The sequence below is a fragment of the Terribacillus sp. DMT04 genome, from assembly GCF_019056395.1.
GTDB lineage: Bacteria > Bacillota > Bacilli > Bacillales > Amphibacillaceae > Terribacillus > Terribacillus aidingensis_A.
This window is the reverse complement of sequence record NZ_CP077639.1, coordinates 2,930,668-2,947,690: the sequence shown is the minus strand read 5'-3', so window position 1 is coordinate 2,947,690 and position 17,023 is coordinate 2,930,668. Positions and strand designations below refer to the sequence as shown.

The window sequence follows — 17,023 nt, the reverse complement described above, 5'->3', positions numbered from 1 at the left end:
CAAAACTTCACCTATGTTTAATTTCTATTTAATATGGCAATGGCTCTACATGATGAAGAAAGGAAGATGGATATGTGGGAAGCTATATTATGGGGGGCAGTTGCAGGATCGGCCAGTTTAATTGGAGCTGCACTGCTCATGTTAGTGCCTGTCAAGAAACGGATTATTGGTCTCATTATGGCTTTAGGGACAGGTGCCTTAATCGGCTCAACTTCTTATGAGCTTTTAGAAGAGGCTTATGAGATAAGTGGCGGCATACAAGAAGAAGCAATTGGATTTCTTGGCGGAGCAGTAGTCTTTACCATTTTAAATGCTATTATTTCGCGGTATGGCGGGAAACACAGAAAAAGAACCGACCTTCATGAAATACATAAGAAAGAGGAGGAAGGTTCAAGTTCTGGGCTGGCAATCTTTGCAGGAACCGTTATGGATGCTATACCAGAATCGGCGATGATCGGTTTGAGCTTAGCAACCGGAGGAGGAGCCAGTACCGCTTTAATCGTTTCAATATTTATCAGTAACTTTCCTGAAGGGCTTTCCAGTACTGCCGGGATGCAAAGCGGTGGATACTCTCGAAAAAAAATCCTTTTCATGTGGGTTGCCGTTTTGATAATATCTGCTCTCAGCGCTCTCGCAGGAGCAGTACTTTTACAGGATACAAGCGCTAGTACAAAAGCTATCCTCAATTCATTCGCTGGGGGAGCAATCATTGCAATGGTAGCCTCCACAATGGCCCCAGAAGCATATAAGGAAGGCGGATCTGTTGTAGGTATTGTGACAGCGCTTGGCATGTTCATCGCCTTCACCTTAGCACATGTTTGACTCGAGGAAGAGCGGGGGATATACAATTAAAAGAGTGGAGGCGATTCAATATGAAAAACCTTATTCGAAAAGCAATCAAATATGGTCCGGTAGTTTATCCTATTGTAAAGAAATTTATGAATAAACGAAAACAGAAACGATCCGGCAAGGCGAGCTATTAAAAAACGAGAGCGGGACAAAACCCCAAAAAATGAGAAATTAAAATGAGGCAGGCGTCTCCGAGAATTCGGAGATGCCTGCCTCATCTTTTTATCGTTAATTTACTGTTTATAGAAGCAAAAAAAGGACCCCTCTGATAGAATTAAGTTACGACACAAAACACAAAAGAGGAGGGTCCTTATGTTTAAACATTATACCATGTGTGAAGTCGTTTTACCTCTAGATTTGGAAAGAAAATTACCTGAAAATGATATTGCTTTTACCGTTAACCATTTAGTAGAAAGTATTCCAGACGAAGCTTTTGACGGTTTCCGTCGGGAAACCGGACACCCTGCTTATCACCCTCGCATGATGATGAAGATTATTTTATGTGCCTATACGCAATCCGTTTTCTCGGGCCGTAAAATTGAGTCATTACTTCAAGACAGCGTACGCATGATGTGGCTTGCCCAAGATTATCAGCCCAGCTATCGCACCATCAACCGATTCCGTGTGAACCCTCACGTAAAAGAACTCTTACGCCAGTGCTTTGTCCAATTTCGCAGCCAGCTGGTTCAAGAAAAAGTCATTGAAGAAGAAGCCATTTTTATTGATGGCACCAAAATCGAAGCAAATGCCAACAAGTTTACTTTTGTATGGCGGAAGTCCACTGAGAAATACAGTACGCAATTGGTGGAAAGATCGGCTCAGATGTATGAAGAACTGTTGGAGCAGGAAATTATCCCCGCAATCGAGCTGGAGAACCCCGAAGCCCTATCGGGCGAAGAGTTAACAAAAGTAGCAGAAAAACTGGACGAAAAGGTGCAGGAATACGATCGCCGCATAGAAGCAAGTGATGATACTGCCGAACGCAAGCAGCTTCGTTCCGAACGTAAAGCACCAAAACAGTACCGAAAGCAAGTCAATGATTTCATTAAACGGAAATCAAAATATCAGGTCGACATGGAAATCTTCGGAGACAGAAATAGCTACTCCAAAACTGACCATGGTGCCACTTTTATGCGCATGAAAGATGATTATATGAAAAATGGCCAACTTAAACCTGGGTACAATGTGCAGCTGGCTACTGAAGGTCAATATGCCCTGGCCTATGATGTGTTCCCGAATCCTACGGATACGCGAACTTTCATCCCTTTCCTTGATAAGATTGAACGGGACTTTTTTGAGCTGCCCGACTATATTGTCGCGGATGCCGGATATGGCAGTGAGCAAAATTATGATGATGTGGTAAATAATCGGAAGCGCATCCCTCTCATCACCTATAATCACTACCGAAAAGAAAAGCAAAAGAAATATAAACAAGATCCTTACCAAGTAGCTCACTGGGATTATGATGCCGAAGGCGACTTTTTCACTTGCCCGAATAACCGGAAATTAGCGTTTCGGTACCTATCCGAAAGATGCGACAAATTTGGATTCAAGCGTCATTATCGCGTGTATGAATGTGACGATTGTACTGCTTGTCCCTTACGTGCAGAATGTACGAAAGCGAAAGAAGGAAACAACCGGAAAATCTATTACAACGAAAGATGGGAAAAACAAAAAGCATATACCCAGCAATTACTCAGCGAAAAAGAAACAGGGAAAATTTACGGAAAACGTAAAATAGATGTCGAGCCAGTCTTCGGATTTCTGAAGGCTCATTTGTGTTTCACTCGTTTCTCGGTACGAAGTAAAGAGAAAGTGGAAAACGAATTAGGATTCGCCTTCATGGCGGTGAACATCAGGAAGTTCACCGCCAGATCAGCAAGTATAGTAAGGAATTCAAAAAATATCAGATCAAAAAAGATCTCGGTCACCATTTTCCTGGTGACCGAGATCTTTTTTGTGTCAGAGAGGAGTTATGTCCCGCTCTCGTTTTTTTGTTATCTGCTGCGGCTGCCCTTTTCGAGAACCGTGTCAACTTCTGCAGCTGCTTTATCTAAAGCTTCTTTCGGATCGGTACCTTGGTAAAGACTTTCCATACCAGTTACAATTTGCTGACGTGCTTCTGGGAAAATGGAGATAAGCGCACCTTGTGTAGCTGGACTAGATACAGTGTCATGAAGCTGGTCGACAGTTACTTTCAGCTGCGGGTAGTTCTCCCATTCCTGCTTTACAAGATCTTCTTCGTAAGCGGCGGGATTGATAGCAAAGTATCCAGACTCGACATGCCATTTTGCTTGTACTTCAGGTGTGGAAAGATACTTCATAAAGTCCCAAGTAGCCTGTTCCTGCTTTTCGCTAATATCTTTTGCCATCCAAAGTGAAGCTCCTCCGATAACAACACCTTGCGGATCCACACCGTCTGGATGCGGCAGATAAGCAACGCCAACTTCAAAATCTGCATTATCCACAAGACCTTTGACCCCTGCAGATGAATCGAGCATCATCGTAATCGTTTCGGATTGGAAGGCGGCTCGCATATCATCCCAAGTCTGACCAACATTGTAGAAAGTACCAGCTTTATGCATGTCACTGATCAATTCAAACACTTTTTGTCCCTTTTCATCGTTGAATGCAGCTTTCGTTGCTTCGCCAGAACGGCCATTTTCCTTATCTACGTACATGCCGCCTTGTGTAGCAAGCAATTCTTCGAAGAACCAGCCATAATTTAGGATGGACAAACCATATTGTGATGTTTGCTCGCCTTCTTTGATCGTCAGCTTCTCAGCCGCTTCTTTCAGTTCACTGTATGTGCGAGGTGCTTTCTCTGGATCCAGCCCTGCTTTCTTAAATGCATCTTTATTATAAACGAGTACCGGAGTCGAGGAGTTGAACGGCATGGAGTATTGTTCACCTTCTACTTGATAGTAGGAGGAAATATTTTCTTCCCATTGAGATGTATCGTAATCTTCCTCGTCAATAAATTTCTGTACCGGCTGTACGTTACCGCTGTCAATCATCTGCTTCGTACCAGCTTCAAAAATCTGCGTTACTGCCGGTGCATCTTCTGTACCGGCGACAGTTTTTAGTTTTGTCAGAGACTCTTCATAAGAGCCTTGGTAGACTGGTTTAACTGTATATTTGTCTTGCGACTGGTTGTAATTATCCACAATTTCATTAACGCTAGCTTCTAGTTCTCCACCCATTGCATGCCAGAAAATGATTTCCGTCTTGCCATCCTCTGTTGTTCCGCTTGCAGATTCTGTGCCCGAACAAGCTGTTAGAAAAAGGACAAATAAAACAGATAGGCTAATTAGCAGTTTTTTCATGATCAAACCTCTTTCGTTTTTATTTGAGTGCACCTTGTGTAAGACCTTTTTGTAATTTTTTCTGCCCGGCGAACAACAGTATTAAAGTAGGCAGTATGATGATAACAACACCAGCCATGACGACTCCCCAATCCGAAGCAATCTCTTGTGTTTGCAGCTGTTTAAGTCCGATTTGGACCGTCCGAGCTGACTCAGTGTTCGTAACAAGGAGCGGCCATAAATACATGTTCCAGTTTGTCAAAAAACTGTAAATGCCCAAAGTAACTAGACTTGACTTGCTGACAGGCAGAATAACGTTCCAAAAGAATCGAAACCTGGAAATACCAGCGACTTGAGAAGCCTCGTAAAGCTCCTGCGGTATTGTTTTAAAATGCTGGCGCAACAGGAACGTACCGAATGCCAGTGCAAAGAATGGGATGGTCAAACCGACATAATTATTCGTCCATCCAAGACTTTGAACAGTCATGAAGTTTGGAACCATGGTTGCTTCCCAAGGAATCATCATGGTCGAGATGAACAGGAAAAATACAAGGTCCCTGCCCTTGAATTTCATGAAAACGAAAGCAAACGCTGCTAAACTGCTTACGAGCAGCTGACCAATCATAACAATTGCTGACGTTGCAAAGCTGTTGATCAAATATGTGAGCAGCGGAACCTTCTCAAATACTTCCACATAGTTTGTTAACGAAAAGCTGCTAGGCAGCAGCTGCCCATCCAGCACTTCCTCGCCATCCATGAACGAAATACTGAAAGCGTAGAAAATCGGAAACATCATGACAGCGGCGCAGATAATCAGGACAGTATACAGGCTGATGCGTTTTGTGCTGGTCATTGATAGTGCACCTTCCTTTCGCCTAACTTAAACTGAAGCACGGTTAACACTAGAACACAGAAGAATAGGATAACAGCTTGTGCACTTGCCGATCCGACATCGTTATTAATAAAGGCATCCTTATAGATGGAGTAGACAATTACATTCGTTGATTCCACAGGTCCGCCTTTCGTTAGAATATCGATTTGACCGAATGTCTGGAAAGCATTAATGAAGGACACGGTTATGATAAAGAACAAAGTTGGTGACAGCATAGGCAGTGTAATGCGGCGCAGCTGATAAAAATAACTTACCCCCGCAACTCGCGCATTCTCATATAGATGAGGATCAATATTTTGCAGACCGCCTAATATAATTAGATATGCGAAACCAGTACTCATCCAGATGGTGGAAAGAGAGACGGCCAGCAAAGCGTAATCTGGGTTTTGCAGCCATTGAATAACTGGTAAGCCAAGCCACTGGGCAATCTTGCTGAACACCCCGATTGATGGGTTGTACATAAACATCCAGATGACACTGGATGCTGCTACACTCATCCCCATCGTCGAAGAAAAGAAAGTCCGGAAAATGCCTATTCCCATAATCTTCTCACTGGTCAGCAATGCTAGGAAAAGGGCCAGTATGATAGTTGCTGGAACTGTGAATAGCACAAACAGAACGGTAGCTTTTATACTGCTATGAAAACTATCAGAACTAAAAATATATTGATAGTTTTCCAGACCGGCAAATTCAAATGGACCAATCTGATCTGCTAGAAAAAAGCTTAAATATATGGTGCGAAACATTGGATAAAAAACAAAGACGCCGAACAGTATGATAGAAGGCAATAGATAGAGCCAGCCTTCAAGAAATGCAAATCGACTCTTACTTGGCTGCTGTTCCTCTGCTGGAACAGACTGCAGTTCGCGGGCGGCATTCATCTAAGCACCTCTCTGGCTGACTGAGTCGGCTGAACTTCATTAGAGGTCCAAAGCAGCCTTCCTTTGTCTTGAGAAAACAGATGGATTGAATTTAAGTCAAAACGAATTGGAATCTGATCTCCAACCGAAAATTGCCATTGGCCGTTCCAACGGGCAATCCATTGCTTCTTCGGATCATCCATGATAAATGTGATAAGCGTCTCTGTACCGAGGATTTCTGTATTAACGACTTCCACAACCACATCTGCTTGCTCGGGTGCAGAGAAGTGAATATGCTCTGGCCGAATGCCGAATAGTACCTGCTTGCTAGCTTCTTTGCTGCTGCTTTTCATCGGGTTAGGAAGTGTGCACTGCTGTGACAGATAAATGCTGGCTGGATTTATTCCCGCAGCCATCACATTCATGGCAGGAGATCCAATAAATGTTGCTGTAAAGGCATTGGCAGGATGGTTGTATATGTCAAGCGGTTTGCCGATCTGCATGACCTGGCCTTCATGGAGAATCATCATGCGGTCGGCCATTGTCATTGCTTCTGTTTGATCGTGTGTGACGTAAATCATTGTAATTCCTAACTTACGCTGAATTTGTCTGATTTCTGAACGCATGCGAGCACGAAGCTTGGCATCTAAATTAGACAGCGGTTCATCCATCAGGCAAAGAGGCGACTGTGTCACAATAGCTCTTGCCAAGGCGACACGCTGTCTCTGACCGCCTGACAGCTCGCGAGGCTTTCGTTTTAGATAGTCAGCCAATCCAAGCATTTCAGCAGCTTCTGTACAACGATGCTGTTGTTCTTCACGTGATATTCTCTTTGTATGTAAGCCAAACATAATATTCTGTTCCACATTCAAATGCGGATACAGGGCATAATTTTGAAAGACCATGGAAAGATTTCGTTTATTTGGAGGTGCATGATTCATTCGTGTTCCATTCACGAATAAGCTGCCATCTGTGATTGGTTCCAGTCCAGCTATCATGCGGAGGATGGTGCTTTTTCCGCAGCCAGAAGGACCAACCAGCACGAAAAATTCACCTTGCTCCAGTTTTAAATCGACTTTTTCAATGACATTTTTCTTGCCATCATAGGACTTCTTTAATCCGGCTAGCTCTACATGTGCCATAATCTGCTCCTTCCTGAAGGTCATTATTTAGAACAATTACACTATAACTGGTGAAAGTTGAGCATTCGTGAAGGGTTCGTGAAAATTGATTTACATATAGGAGGTCAAGGTGGATTAATTTTACATAATGTGAACAATCCCAATAAAAAAAGTCTTGCAGGCATTTGCCTGCAAGACTTTTTGCTTGCGGTTACTTTTTACGAACTGCTCTTAAAATTAAGCTTAGGACAAACACGAAGATGATTGCTCCGATTAGAGCTGGAATAATCGCGATGCCAGCTAAGTCAGGGCCGAAATCTCCGAAAATCAAACCACCGAGCCAAGCACCGATGATACCGGCAATAATATTACCAATAATTCCGCCTGGCACATCACGCCCCAGAATTAATCCGGCAAGCCAGCCGATAATACCGCCGACGATAAGGTATAAGATAAAACTCATTATAATTACCTCCAGTGTTAAGTAACTAGTTTTCTTCTGTAACTAGTAATAGCTTTCCCGACGAACACAATTCGCAAACCTCCTTTGTTACTGCTATAAAGGGAAATACCTTGATGATTTACATGTTTTTAAAAATAGCTCCATCATTCTACACAGCAACTCAACATCACCTTAATAATAAGCCGTTATAGTTAAAGTACAGAAATCGTTCTATTTATAAGCAATGATGACAATCCAGATACTTACAGGGAGATGATCTGAATGACAAATCAGTTTAATCCGTCGTATGAGTCAGTAGCTGCAAGGTCGCTTGCTAATCAGTCGTTACCAAAGAGCAGTCTACCCGTCATCGCACACCGCGGAGCGTCCGGATTTGCACCAGAAAACACGATTGCAGCCTTTGATTTGGCAGTCGAGATGCATGCTGATTATATTGAGTTGGATGTGCAGATGACAAAAGATGGTCAGCTTGTTGTCATTCACGATACCTCCATTAATCGCACTAGCGCAAATGCACCGGATGAAACTGTATATGTGAGGGATTTATCGTATGCTTCGCTGCAGTATTTTGATGTCGGTGCTGCTTACGATGCCATGTATGAAGGTGAGCGTGTACCGCTGCTGGAGGATGTAATTAAAAGATATAAAGGGGAAACCAAGTTTCTAATTGAACTGAAGTCTCCGGAACTGTACGATGGTGTCGAAGAAGTAATAGCAGAGACGCTGGAGAAAAATGAACTGGCTAATGTTTTGCATGCAGAAGTAATTTTGCAATCTTTTAATTTTGGGTCAGTCGCTTACTTGTCACAGCTTTTGCCACATGTCCCGCTCGGTGTGCTGACATCACGAAGTGCGGATCTTACAAATCGGAAACTGGATAAGATATGTACGTACGCTGATTATGTAAATACACATTTTACTAACGTAACACAAGACGATACACTGGTTAGCAGAATTCATTCACGTAATATGCGGATCATGCCGTGGACTGTGAGAGCACCTGGTGAAGTGCAGCCGCTTATACATGCTGGTGTAGATGGTATCATTACAGATTATCCTAATTATGTGAAATAAGGTAAGGAGACCTGAATCGTGAAGGTCTCCTTTATCTTTGTTATCTATTTTGAACGAGTCGAAGCAATTCAAATGCTCTGTCTCCAGCTATTGCTGCGAGATCCTCCCAGTACTCGTCGCGTTTTAAGTCGAGTTCAACAATTTGCTTGGCTAAATCCAGGGCTTCCTGTTCATTTGCCACCTGTCATGTGCTCCCTTCTGTGAGTTCCTTCTTCTTTATAAATGCAGTATATAAATAACCGCATCCAGATGCATTAAACATGTCAGTGATGTTAACGAGGTTTTTAGTTGTTTGTTAGGTTTCCTTACATAACGCTAGGAGTATTTACAAATTACGGTATAATGAGCTGTAACAGCACAGGATGATGAGGTGAACAGATGAGTAACGAGCCTTCTTATAAGAACAGGAAAGTAATCACAATAGGTATTGTGAGCGAGCTGACTGGTCTTACAGAGCGTAAGATACGTTATTATGAAGAACGCAAGCTCATTTTTCCAGAACGTTCAGCGAAGGGAAATCGCAAGTACTCTTTTTCAGATGTAGAGCAGCTGATTGATATCGCCAACAAAAGAGAAGAGGGTGTGCAAACTTTCGAGATTCGTCAGCAGATGCTAAGAGATAAGAGAAAGGAAGCGGAAAGAGAAAGCCGCCAGCAAATGCTTCGCGGACAAATCAACGCCCGCTTTGGGATACAGAGAGAATAGATGTGTACGTATGTGTTGGGAGGCCTTGTACACAGAAAAGCCGGATGATGTTCATCCGGCTTTTTATGCTGTTTAAATACAGCCAGAGCTCGTTCTCTTTGTTGTTTACAGTCCACTATCGGCGCGGGATCTGTACCGACGACACAGTGATGAAGTGTACAGGATGTTCCCTTATTTTCAAAGCAAATGACAAAATCCTTTAATGTCTGATAATAATATTCGTATCGATGAGAAAATCCTGTATTTAAATGTGGAGTTACATGGAATAAAAGCCATATGTTGTCGCCTTCTGCAGCTTGATCAAGCGCTTGTTTGAAAGTGTGGTGTTATCAAGTAACCGTAAATATTTGCGATACCATACAGCCAATGTTGTCAAAATGTTCCTGTTATCCTGTTTTGCAATATTATCCTTTACGCTAGTACATCAAATGTGTGTGATTTTTCGCTAAATTGTAAATTATTATTGACAATCTATTCTTTGGAAGGTAAAGTAACAAACAGATCAACACAAACGCATAATGAAATTCTTATCAAGAGTGGCGGAGGAACAGGTCCTGTGAAGCCCAGCAACCAGATCAGATGATCTAGGTGCTAATTCCTGCAGCCGGTAGGCAATACCGGACTGAGAGATAAGAGAATCGCTGCATACGTATACGGTGCGCTTCTCTTATTCAAGAGAAGCGCTTTTTTAATGTAGTTGATAACAGCTAAGAAAAGGGGATAAAAACATGAAAAAAATCTTAAGCTTCGGACTAATTGGATTATTAGCATTATTTTTAGCGGCATGCGGCAATGACACTTCTGGTGCACTAGCAGAGGACGAAATCTTGGTAGGGGCTACGGGCGGACCGCATGAACAAGTGATGGAAAAGGTAAAAGAACTTGCAGCTGATGAAGGAATTGAAGTAGAGATCAAAACGTTTAACGATTACAATACACCAAACAGTGCTTTAGATGAAGGAAGCCTGGATGCCAACAGTTATCAGACGTTGAGCTTCCTGGAAGATCAGAAAGAAAATAAAGGCTATGAACTAACGGAAGTATTTAAAACACTAACATTTCCAATGGGTATCTACTCTGAAAAAATTAAAGGCATTTCAGAACTAAAAGAAGGCGATAAAATCGCTGTACCAAATGATCCAGCAAATGAATACCGTGCATTAAAATTGTTTGAACAAGCCGGTGTGTTAAAAGTTGATCCGGAAGCAACGAATACAGCAACTGCAAAAGACGTAGTTGAGAATCCGCTTAATCTGGAAATCGTAGAATTGGATGCAGCACAATTGCCAGCGCAATTGGAAGAAGTTCAAGCAGCAGCCATTAATACAAACTTCGCAATGGGTGCAGGATTAACAATTAAAGATGACGCCATTTTTGCTGAAGATATCGAAAACAATCCGTGGTCTAATTACTTTGTTGTTCGAACAGCTAATAAAGATGATGAGATTGTGAGCAAGCTGAAGGATATCTATCAGTCTGACGAGATGAAGCAATTTGTAGAAGAAGAATTCAACGGATCTGTTGTTCCAAGCTGGTAAGGGGGAAGTAAATTGATTGAATTAAAGAATGTAACCAAAACCTTTACCACTGGCAAGAAAACAGTGGAGGCATTGAAAGATGTCTCCCTAAAAATTAAAAAAGGTGAGATCTATGGCGTGATCGGATTCAGCGGAGCGGGGAAAAGTACCCTGATCCGCTGTACTAACTTACTGGAACGTCCGACCGAAGGAGAAGTACGTATAGATGGAATAGATCTTACAAAGCTGAAAAAAGGGCAGCTACGTAAAGAGAGAAGCAAAATCGGTATGATCTTCCAGCATTTCAATTTGCTTACGACAGCTACTGTGTACGAGAATGTAGCTCGTCCGCTGAAGCTTAGTAAAGTTCCAAAACACGAAATCACCGAGCGTGTGAAGAAATATTTGAAAATTGTCGGTCTGGAAGAAAAGCAACATGTATATCCAGCTCAATTATCAGGCGGACAGAAGCAGCGAGTTGCAATTGCTCGAGCGCTTGCTCAGGAACCAGAGGTCTTGTTAAGTGATGAAGCAACGAGTGCGCTGGATCCGAATACAACATCCTCCATTTTAGAGCTGCTGCTGCGTGTGAATAAAGAATTGGGAATTACGATTTTCTTAATTACCCATGAACTGGATGTTATTCAGCGTATTTGTGATCGCGTAGGTGTGATGCATCAAGGAGAGTTAGTCGAAGAAGGTTCAGTCATTGATGTATTCACAAAACCACAGCATCCGCAGACAAGAAACTTTGTCTTTGACGATGCGAACTTCAAAGTTCCGGATAGCGTCAAGAAAGGACTTAGCGCAACAGGGCGGATTATTTCGCTTACCTTTATTGGAAGTTCTTCCAGTGAGCCTTTCCTTGCATCAATTACGAAGAAATACGATGTTGTTCCAAGTATATTAGCAGGTGGAATTGATCAGCTGAAAGAAAACTCTGTTGGGAAACTGCTCATTCATCTGCAAGGTGATGCTGCTGAAGTTGAGAAAGCTATCTCTTATTTAGAAGAACGTGAGATAACGGTTGAGGAGGTGGCGTCATGATTGCGGAATTTTGGACAGAGTGGGGTGCTGATATTACACAAGCACTTTGGGAAACCATTTTGATGACAGCCATCCCATTGGCAATATCAATTATCATCGGACTTCCTTTAGGTATTTTGCTCGTAATGACACGTAAAGGCGGTCAGGCAGAAAATCGGACATTTTATTCAATTACAAATGCGATTATAAATGTTATTCGTTCTATCCCATTCATTATCCTTCTTTTCCTATTGATTCCGGTAACGCGGTTTGTAGCTGGAACAACAATTGGGGTTGAGGGTGTTATTCTGCCTCTTGTAGTTTATACAGCACCTTATATTGCTCGTTTAATGGAATCTGCACTGCTGGAAGTGAACAAAGGCGTTATAGAAGCGTATGAGTCGATGGGTATTCCTACAATGAAAATAATCTGGAGTGTTATTGTCAGAGAAGCGCGCTCTACTATAATTCTTGGTTTGACAATTGCTACGATTGGTTTAATTGGAGCTACAGCAATGGCAGGCCTTGTTGGTGCCGGAGGACTTGGTGATTTGGCTTATCAATATGGTCATTTACGATTTGAGCCTGTCGTCATGTATGTGGTTATTATTGTTCTAATTGTACTTGTACAGGCGATGCAAACACTAGGTAATATCTGGGCAAGGAATTTGCGAAAAGATTAATATGGTAAGAAAAAAAGCACGCTTGGCTAGTCCGAGCGTGCTCTTCATTTTTAGAAGAAGATATTTAAGATGGCATACATTAACGCACCTAAGCAAGCAGTAATTGGTAATGTGATAACCCACGTAATGACCATACGCTTAGCAGTTCCCCAGTTAACTCCTTTACGACGGTGTGCAGATCCTACCCCCATAATAGAAGAGGAAATAACATGCGTCGTACTTACTGGCAAGTGGATAAATGTTGCACCAAAGATAATGAATGCTCCAGTTATATCGGCAGCTACACCGTTTACTGGACGAATTTTCATGATCTTACCGCCAACTGTTTTAATAATCTTCCAGCCGCCGATAGAAGTACCAAGTCCCATTGCAGTCGCACAGGATGCTTGCACCCAGAGCGGTATCTCGCTGGATGTATGAAGACCTGCAGTAATTAAGGCCATCGTGATAATACCCATCGCTTTCTGCGCGTCGTTCGTACCATGGGTAAACGACTGAAGTGCAGCTGTTAAAATCTGTACCCGACGGAAGTTTTTATTTGTCTTCGGCAAGTTTTTCTCCCGGAAGATGAGTTTGATGATGTTATATAAAATAAAACCTACAACAAAAGCAAGGATTGGAGAAAGAATCAATGCTTCTAAAATCTTAATAAAACCGCTTCCGTTTAAAGTAGCAAATCCGCTGGAAGCAATGACTGCCCCAGCTAAAGCACCGATAATAGCGTGCGAGGAACTGCTCGGTATCCCGTAATACCAAGTAATTAAGTTCCATGCAATTCCGGCAATCAGAGCTGCTAAGATTACCACAGATCCATTTACAATATTATCAGGGTTGGCGATATCACTTGTAATCGTCTTTGCAACTCCAGTAAAAGTCATTGCGCCGACGAAATTCATGATAGCTGCCATAATAATTGCATGTTTTGGTTTTAAGGCCTTAGTAGAAACAGATGTTGCAATCGCATTGGCTGTGTCATGAAATCCGTTGATGAAGTCGAAAGCAAGAGCAAATATGACGGTTAGAATGGTGATGATTAATAAAACATCCATTGGTTATCCCTCACGCATTCTTCATGATAATGGTTTCAAGATTGTTTGCTACAGATTGGCAGCTATCTGCAATTTCTTCTAAGATATAGTAAAGCTCTTTGTATTGAATGACCTTAATCGGGTCTTTTTCATTTTGGAAGAGCTGTTTCAAAGACTTACGGAATACCGTATCGCAGTTTTGCTCATGCTCTTTAATCTTAATTGCATGTGCTTGAATATCTTTTAGTTTATTTTGAGAAAGCAATTCAATTGTCGTCATAATTTCTTTAGCGCAAGAGCGTATTTCACTTGAAAATTGATCAATATAGCTGTCAGAAGAATAAATACCATAGGTATCCATCATCCCAGAGAATTCTTCCATCCCATCAAGCACATCGTCTAGACTGTTTGTCAGCTGCAGGATATCTTCTCGCTCGATAGGTGTGATAAAGGCATGGTTCAATTCTTTAATGATTGTATGTACAAGCTGGTCACCTTTTGTTTCATATTCCTTCAGCTTATTGGAGAACTCAGAAAGGGTAGCTTCGTCCTTCACTTTATATGTAACGAAGTAATCTGCAGTATTATCAATATTCTTTGCAATATCGGTAAGCAGCAAAGAAAATTTGTCTTGTTTCTTCTTGAACATTACTTAACCTCCGAATGGTGTTTGAATAAGTTACTTTAAGGGAACAGGAAATATTAATTTTTTGTAAACTATCCCTAAAAGATTGTAAACTTTTTATTAATAATTATCAACGACTTCGCTTGATTTTTGTCGAATGAGGTACATACTGCCACTATTTGTTATAGTTGTATAGAAGGGGTGAAATTATGCAAATATCTATTACTAAACCAGCTTCAAACTGGTTTATTCAAGAAATGGACCTTGAACCCGGCAGTGCAGTACGTTTCTATGTGCGTTATGGCGGATTTGGGGGAATTAAAGAAGGTTTTTCACTTGGAATATCTGCAGAACAGCCAAATGATCCGATTTCGAGTATGGAAGTACAAGGTATTACTTACTTTATTGAAAGGTCGGATGCATGGTATTTCGAAGGTGTAGACTTGAGTGTTAAGTATTCACGTAAATGGGATGATATTCAGTACGATTATCCTGCCCATAGCTAAAAAATAAGCAAAAGCCGCTCCGGCTTTTGCTTATTTTTTTTCTCGGACTGAAAGTAAAGGATGTACTTGATCTTTTATACCGGTCATTCCAAGCAGAGCTAATAGAATCCGCTGCGGACCGTAAAAAGCGTCTGTTGAATCATAAAACTCTGCTAGTGTATGATGCCCGCCGCTATTCCCGCCACCGCCGAGAGTGAGAGCGGGGATTCCAAGGCTGATGGGCACATTGGCATCTGTGCTGAGCGGATCCTCCATGGTAACTTCTATACCAAGAACCTCTGCTGCACGCAGTGCAATTTGGCGAATAGGAGTATCTTCGACCTGGCTTCCAGCTGGTCTGTCCCCGACAAGTTCTGCTGAAACAGTAATACTGCCTGGCTGCCCGCAGGCTTCACTTTCCTTTTGGGCTGCTTCGTGAATAAGTGCTAATGCATTTTCCTCCAACTCCGTAAGTGCTTGGCTGGAAACAGAACGCAAATCAAGCTGGAAGCCTGCATCCTGGGCAATTGTGTTAATCGATGTACCGCCATGAATTGTTCCTACATTATACGTTGTTTTCGGTTCCTGAGGTACAGTCATAGCTGCCAATGCAGCAATAGCACGTCCGGCTGCATGGATGGTACTTGAGCTGCCAAAATCTCCAAAGCTATGTCCGCCTTTGCCTTTAAATGTTACGTTATATCGCTTGCTGCCGACGCCGCAATAAATCAAGTCGCCAGGAGCTCCTGGTTCTACAGAGATAAAGCCATCCACATTTGTGTTTTCTCGGAAGAACGCCTTCATTCCGCGAAGATCGCCTAAACCTTCCTCTCCGACATCTGCAAGAAAGATAATATCTCCTTCTGTCTCAATCTTATTATCGTCCAGTGACCGCAGTAAGGTAAGAAGTACAGCCAAGCCTCGGCCGTCGTCTCCAATTCCTGGCGCATAAACGATACCATCCTTTACATGGGCGGCAACATTGGTTCCGGAAGGGAAGACAGTATCCAGGTGGGCAGCAATAACAACAGACGGACCATTCCCTGTGCCTTTACGAATACCATATACATTTCCTTCACTATCCGTTTTCAGATTCTCCAAGCCGAATTCCGCCAGTTTGTCTTTGAGAAAAGCAGCGCGATTCGCTTCGTGAAAAGGAGGAGCTTCCACTTCCGTTATTTCAATCTGATCTTTCGTTGTTGCCTCATTATCCTGTTTAAGGAAGAAAAGTGCATCTCGGACTTGCTGCAAATTCAAGAGCTGTTCAAATTCCTTGGCGAATATTGGACGAGTTGGGTGCATAGATATCCCTCGCTTTCCTTTATATACATGCACTGTATCATAAAAACATAATTTACTGACAATTTAAGTGCATAAAATAGTTAAAAAGAATTGATTCGTTCTAATTTTATATTTACAAGACATAAGATGTTATGTAGAATAAATGCATAGAAATGAATAATTATAGATTTTAATGCAAGTTTACTAAATAGATAGAAAAGGGAGATAGACAATGAAAACAGTTAAAAAGCTTATCGCAGTTACTGGACTTTTTAGTGTTCTATTTTTAAGTGCATGTGTATCCAATAATGAATCAAGCGGTTCAGGCGAGGAGACACTTACTTTCGGTACAGAAGCAACATTTGCTCCTTTCGAGTCCATGAAGGGTGACGAGGTTGTCGGATTTGATGCGGATTTGCTTGATGCTGTTATGAAAGAAGCTGGACTGGATTATGAATTCGAAAATACGGGGTGGGATCCAATGCTTGTTGGGGTAAAAGATGAATCACTGGCTGGAGGCGCAGCTGGTATCACCATTACGGATGAGCGTAAAGAAACGTATGATTTCTCTGCCCCTTATTTTGAAGCAATGCAAACTATTGCAACGACAGAAGGCACAGATATTCAATCAGCTGAGGACATTAAAGGCATGAAAATCGGCGTACAGAATGGTACAACAGGTGACAGTGCAGCCCAGCAGATTGTTGGCGAGAACAGCACAGACATTTCTAAATACGAGTCTTCAGCAGCTACCATGATGGCATTGCAGAATGGTGACGTGGAAGTGGTCATAACGGATAACGGTGTTGCACAGCATTATGTGAAAAACAATCCGGATGCCAATCTTACATTAATAGATGATAAAGATAGCTTTGAGCAGGAATATTACGGTATCTTACTTCCAAAGGGCAGTGAACATAAAGAAGCAATAGATGAAGCAATTCAAACGATTATGGAAAACGGGACGTACGAAGAAATATACCAAGAATGGTTTGAAGGCACACCTGATATCGAAGCGTTAGAAAGTGCACAGCCATAACTAGCTCCCTTATAGCGTAACGAAGATATCCGTTACGCTATATTTACGTTTTGTTTTATAAGTTATACTG

The 17,023-nt window shown here is 42.0% G+C and carries 18 protein-coding genes and 1 riboswitch; of the genes, 9 read left to right on the top strand and 9 right to left on the bottom strand.

Annotation, left to right across the window (positions count from 1 at the left end):
- Positions 1 to 72 precede the first annotated feature (72 nt).
- Together KS242_RS15275 and KS242_RS15270 are read left to right on the top strand one after the other, a co-directional pair.
- Positions 73 to 822 carry a ZIP family metal transporter gene (locus KS242_RS15275; protein WP_217322120.1) on the top strand — a complete coding sequence of 250 codons (750 nt, stop codon included), beginning with the start codon at positions 73 to 75 and terminating at the stop codon, positions 820 to 822.
- A 339-nt stretch (positions 823 to 1,161) separates the two neighbouring features.
- A complete protein-coding gene (locus tag KS242_RS15270; protein ID WP_254391729.1) occupies positions 1,162 to 2,934 on the top strand; it encodes an IS1182 family transposase in 1,773 nt (590 codons plus the stop codon).
- Here KS242_RS15270 and KS242_RS15265 read toward each other — a convergent pair.
- The 5 genes from KS242_RS15265 to KS242_RS15245 all read right to left on the bottom strand — a co-directional run bounded on the left by KS242_RS15265 (position 2,847) and on the right by KS242_RS15245 (position 7,490).
- The gene (locus KS242_RS15265; protein ID WP_217322119.1) at positions 2,847 to 4,175 is read right to left on the bottom strand and encodes an ABC transporter substrate-binding protein; all 1,329 of its coding nucleotides are present in this window, start codon (positions 4,173 to 4,175) and stop codon (positions 2,847 to 2,849) included. The genes KS242_RS15270 and KS242_RS15265 overlap by 88 nt on opposite strands.
- 19 nt (positions 4,176 to 4,194) lie before the next feature.
- A complete protein-coding gene (locus KS242_RS15260; RefSeq protein WP_217322118.1) occupies positions 4,195 to 5,007 on the bottom strand; it encodes a carbohydrate ABC transporter permease in 813 nt (270 codons plus the stop codon).
- A complete protein-coding gene (locus KS242_RS15255; RefSeq protein WP_217322117.1) occupies positions 5,004 to 5,927 on the bottom strand; it encodes a carbohydrate ABC transporter permease in 924 nt (307 codons plus the stop codon). Before KS242_RS15255 ends, KS242_RS15260 begins: the two co-directional genes overlap by 4 nt.
- Positions 5,924 to 7,048, bottom strand: coding sequence for an ABC transporter ATP-binding protein (locus KS242_RS15250; protein WP_217322116.1), 1,125 nt, complete (start codon positions 7,046 to 7,048; stop codon positions 5,924 to 5,926). The genes KS242_RS15255 and KS242_RS15250 overlap by 4 nt, the downstream gene beginning before the upstream one ends.
- Before the next feature lie 190 nt (positions 7,049 to 7,238).
- Positions 7,239 to 7,490 (bottom strand): GlsB/YeaQ/YmgE family stress response membrane protein, encoded by a 252-nt coding sequence (locus KS242_RS15245; protein ID WP_217322115.1) that lies wholly within the window; start codon positions 7,488 to 7,490, stop codon positions 7,239 to 7,241.
- A gap of 261 nt (positions 7,491 to 7,751) precedes the next feature.
- Between KS242_RS15245 and KS242_RS15240 the strand changes: the two genes are divergently transcribed.
- A complete protein-coding gene (locus KS242_RS15240; RefSeq protein WP_217322114.1) occupies positions 7,752 to 8,564 on the top strand; it encodes a glycerophosphodiester phosphodiesterase in 813 nt (270 codons plus the stop codon).
- Positions 8,565 to 8,604: 40 nt separating this feature from the next.
- Here KS242_RS15240 and KS242_RS15235 read toward each other — a convergent pair whose 3' ends face one another.
- Complete coding sequence (locus KS242_RS15235; RefSeq protein WP_217322113.1) at positions 8,605 to 8,745, bottom strand: hypothetical protein; 141 nt, start codon at positions 8,743 to 8,745, stop codon at positions 8,605 to 8,607.
- A gap of 197 nt (positions 8,746 to 8,942) precedes the next feature.
- Between KS242_RS15235 and KS242_RS15230 the strand changes: the two genes are divergently transcribed.
- The 4 genes from KS242_RS15230 (at position 8,943) to KS242_RS15215 (ending at position 12,495) form a co-directional block, all read left to right on the top strand.
- Entirely contained in the window at positions 8,943 to 9,269 is a 327-nt protein-coding gene (locus tag KS242_RS15230) for a MerR family transcriptional regulator (RefSeq protein WP_077306802.1), read from the top strand.
- Positions 9,270 to 9,793: 524 nt separating this feature from the next.
- Positions 9,794 to 9,905: riboswitch (SAM riboswitch) on the top strand.
- Between the two features lie 92 nt (positions 9,906 to 9,997).
- Positions 9,998 to 10,807 (top strand): MetQ/NlpA family ABC transporter substrate-binding protein, encoded by an 810-nt coding sequence (locus KS242_RS15225; protein ID WP_217322112.1) that lies wholly within the window; start codon positions 9,998 to 10,000, stop codon positions 10,805 to 10,807.
- Positions 10,808 to 10,819: 12 nt separating this feature from the next.
- Positions 10,820 to 11,833 carry a methionine ABC transporter ATP-binding protein gene (locus tag KS242_RS15220; protein ID WP_217322111.1) on the top strand — a complete coding sequence of 338 codons (1,014 nt, stop codon included), beginning with the start codon at positions 10,820 to 10,822 and terminating at the stop codon, positions 11,831 to 11,833.
- A complete protein-coding gene (locus tag KS242_RS15215) occupies positions 11,830 to 12,495 on the top strand; it encodes a methionine ABC transporter permease (RefSeq protein ID WP_254391728.1) in 666 nt (221 codons plus the stop codon). Before KS242_RS15220 ends, KS242_RS15215 begins: the two co-directional genes overlap by 4 nt.
- Before the next feature lie 50 nt (positions 12,496 to 12,545).
- Here the strand turns inward: KS242_RS15215 and KS242_RS15210 are convergent, their stop codons facing one another.
- Both KS242_RS15210 and KS242_RS15205 read right to left on the bottom strand, forming a co-directional pair.
- Positions 12,546 to 13,544 carry an inorganic phosphate transporter gene (locus KS242_RS15210; RefSeq protein ID WP_217322110.1) on the bottom strand — a complete coding sequence of 333 codons (999 nt, stop codon included), beginning with the start codon at positions 13,542 to 13,544 and terminating at the stop codon, positions 12,546 to 12,548.
- A 10-nt stretch (positions 13,545 to 13,554) separates the two neighbouring features.
- Positions 13,555 to 14,172 carry a DUF47 domain-containing protein gene (locus tag KS242_RS15205; protein ID WP_217322109.1) on the bottom strand — a complete coding sequence of 206 codons (618 nt, stop codon included), beginning with the start codon at positions 14,170 to 14,172 and terminating at the stop codon, positions 13,555 to 13,557.
- Positions 14,173 to 14,357: 185 nt separating this feature from the next.
- Between KS242_RS15205 and KS242_RS15200 the strand changes: the two genes are divergently transcribed.
- Positions 14,358 to 14,654: a HesB/YadR/YfhF family protein gene (locus KS242_RS15200; protein ID WP_217322108.1), complete on the top strand. Its 297-nt coding sequence runs from the start codon at positions 14,358 to 14,360 to the stop codon at positions 14,652 to 14,654.
- 30 nt (positions 14,655 to 14,684) lie between these two features.
- Here KS242_RS15200 and KS242_RS15195 read toward each other — a convergent pair whose 3' ends face one another.
- Positions 14,685 to 15,935: a M20/M25/M40 family metallo-hydrolase gene (locus KS242_RS15195; RefSeq protein ID WP_217322107.1), complete on the bottom strand. Its 1,251-nt coding sequence runs from the start codon at positions 15,933 to 15,935 to the stop codon at positions 14,685 to 14,687.
- A 211-nt stretch (positions 15,936 to 16,146) separates the two neighbouring features.
- On the opposite strand from KS242_RS15195, the gene KS242_RS15190 reads away from it, so the two are divergent.
- Entirely contained in the window at positions 16,147 to 16,953 is an 807-nt protein-coding gene (locus KS242_RS15190) for a basic amino acid ABC transporter substrate-binding protein (protein ID WP_217322106.1), read from the top strand.
- Positions 16,954 to 17,023 lie beyond the last annotated feature (70 nt).